The organism is Asanoa sp. NPDC050611, assembly GCF_040654855.1.
Taxonomy (GTDB): Bacteria; Actinomycetota; Actinomycetes; order Mycobacteriales; family Micromonosporaceae; genus Asanoa.
In genome coordinates this window covers 1-2,606 of the sequence record NZ_JBFAIU010000582.1, presented here as the reverse complement: position 1 = coordinate 2,606, position 2,606 = coordinate 1, and the positions used below count along the sequence as shown (strand labels likewise).

Sequence of the window (2,606 nt, the reverse complement as noted above, 5' to 3'; positions counted from 1 at the left end):
GAACCGCTCGGCAACCGCGTGGTCATCGCCGCGACCGACGGCGCTCGGAACTGACTCGGCTCGGAGCCCTGGGAGCGCCTCTGACGCCGGTCGTTCAGGCGGTTGCCATGCGCTGCGCGCCGATGACGGAAAGGAGCTGCAGTTTCTCGTAGCTCTCGCTGCCGGGAGCCGCGGTGTAGACGAGCAGGTAATGCGACTGGTCGGGGTCGAGAAGGCGCTGGCACGTCAGTTCGAGGAGCCCGACCTCGGGGTGGACGAAACGCTTGACGTCGCCGTGCAGGACGCCGATCTCGTGGTCCTCCCAGAGGGTGCGGAACTCGTCGCTGCGGGCCAGCAGGAGCTGCTGGAGGTGGGCGGCCCAGGAGCCGGGCCCGCGGAGCGTGACCACCTGGCGGAGTCCCGAGGCGAAGACACGGGAGTGCAGCGCGTGGTCGTCGGGGTGGTAGAGGGCCCGGCTCGCCGGGTCGGTGAACCACCGGTAGCCGATGCTGCGCGCCGGGCCGCGCCACCGGGTGTGGTCGCCGGTCAGCGCCACGCCCGGTGGGGTCTGCCGCAGCGTCTCGCCCAGCTCGGTGACGATCTCGGCCGGGGTGTCGGCGAGCCGGTCGAAGATGCGCAGCAGGCCGGGGCTGATGTGCTCGCTGATCGCGCCCCGCGTGGGCGGGTTGTGGCCGGCCAGGCGGAACAGGTGGTCGCGCTCGTCGAGAGACAGGTGCAAACCCTGCGCGATCGAGGCGATCATCTGCGGGGACGGGTGGGGGCCGCGCTCGCGCTCCAGCCGGCTGTAGTAGTCGGTGGAGATGTGGCAGAGCGTGGCGACCTCCTCGCGGCGCAGGCCGGCGGTGCGGCGGCGCTGGCCGTGTGGGAGACCGACGTCCTCGGGCTGGAGTGACTCGCGGCGGCGGCGCAGGAACTCGGCGAGCCCGGCTCGATCGATCATTCTTCGTTTCTACCACCGGCGCGTACGCGCATCCTCGGCCTGTCGATCCCCCCTTCGCGGTGCCCGCAGCCTGTGATCGGCAGGCCGTGGTTATGCCCGTGAATGACGCGCAACCTGAGAGCGCATCCGCATTCGGCGGAACCACGAAAGCGAAGGGGCAGCACAATGGCACGCATCCGGCCGGACATCACCGTTCCCGACCTCTCCGGAAAGCTCGCCGTGGTCACCGGCGCCAGCGACGGCGTCGGACTGGGCCTGGCGACCCGGCTCGCCGGCGCCGGGGCCGAGGTCGTCATGCCGGTCCGCAACCGGCGCAAGGGCGAGGCGGCGGTCGCGACGATCCGGAGCCGGCACCCGCACGCCGCCGTGTCCCTCCGGGACGTCGACCTGGCGTCGCTGGACTCGGTGGCCGCCCTGGGCGACCGGCTGCGCGGCGAGAACCGCCCGATCCACGTCCTCGTCAACAACGCCGGCGTGATGACGCCACCGACCCGACAGTCCACGATGGACGGATTCGAGCTGCAGTTCGGGAGCAACCACCTCGGTCACTTCGCGCTGGTCGCCAACCTGCTGCCCCTGCTGCGGGCGGGCGCCGCCCGCGTGGTCGCGCAGATCAGCGTCGCCGCCGACGAGAACGCCATCAACTGGGACGACCTGCACTGGCAACGGTCCTACCACGCGCGCCGCGCGTACAGCCAATCCAAGATCGCGTTCGGACTGTTCGGTCTCGAGCTGCACCGCCGGAGCCAGGCGGCCGGCTGGGGCATCACCAGCAACCTCTCCCACCCCGGCATCGCGCCCACCAACCTGCTCGCGGCGCGCCTCGAGTTGGGCAGGACGAAGGACGCCGTCGGCGTGCGGCTCATCCGCGCGCTCTCCCGCGGCGGCATCGTCGGCACGGTCGAGACGGCGGTGCTGCCGGCCCTGTTCGCCGCCACCTCCCCAGACGCGGGCGGCGCCCGCCTCTTCGGCCCGAGCCGGTTCCGGCACATGTCCGGCCCGCCCGCGGAGCAGGCCGTCTACACGCGGCTGCGCGGCGCGGACGACGCCGCCCGCATCTGGCGGATCTCGGAGGAGCTCACCGGCACGGCCTTCCCGGCCGCCCTGCCCGCGAGGTGACGACGGCTCGTCAGTCGACGACGTCGTAGACGAGGAGGCCGTCGGCGGTCAGCCGGGCACCCGCGGAGACGGCGTGGCCGGCGATCCGGCCGTCGTGCAGGATGTGACCCACCTCGAGCCCGCGCGCCAGCACGGCGAAGTCGGCGATCAGGCGGCGGTGGCAGCGCCACCACAACGACTCGCTGCACATGACCGCGGTCGACGGCCCGGCCAGCACGCCGTCGATCGCGGCGAGGAAGTCGGGGGTGCGCATGTGCCCGGCGTAGGCGCGGAACGCCGGCACCTGCCACCACACGTCGGGCGACTCGGCGGTGAGGTGCCGGCGACCACCGAGCCGGACCTCCCACTCGTATCCGACGCCGGCGGCGGGCAGCCACTGGGCGAGCGCCTCCCGCCGGAACTGCGGATGGGCCCGGCTGCCGGGAAACCGCCGCACATCGACCACGCGCGCCACACCGGCGCCGGCGAGCAGGCCGGTCAACTCGGCCTCGCTCGCGGCACCGTGCCCGATGGTCAGCAGCCGCTTGCCCACGACGGTGGAGTACCC

3 protein-coding genes are annotated in these 2,606 nt (G+C 72.9%); 1 reads left to right on the top strand and 2 read right to left on the bottom strand.

The annotated features are described in order from the left end of the window. Nucleotides 1-94 precede the first annotated feature (94 nt). Complete coding sequence (locus tag AB0H87_RS40505; RefSeq protein ID WP_360158757.1) at nt 95-940, bottom strand: helix-turn-helix transcriptional regulator; 846 nt, start codon at nt 938-940, stop codon at nt 95-97. Between the two features lie 165 nt (nt 941-1,105). Here AB0H87_RS40505 and AB0H87_RS40500 point away from each other — a divergent pair, with 165 nt between their 5' ends. Then, on the top strand, nt 1,106-2,059 hold the full coding sequence (locus AB0H87_RS40500) for an SDR family oxidoreductase (protein ID WP_360158754.1): 954 nt from the start codon (nt 1,106-1,108) through the stop codon (nt 2,057-2,059). A gap of 10 nt (nt 2,060-2,069) precedes the next feature. On the opposite strand, the gene AB0H87_RS40495 is transcribed toward AB0H87_RS40500, so the two are convergent. Further along, on the bottom strand, nt 2,070-2,606 hold a 537-nt coding region (locus tag AB0H87_RS40495), incomplete at its 5' end, for a DUF488 domain-containing protein (protein WP_360158751.1).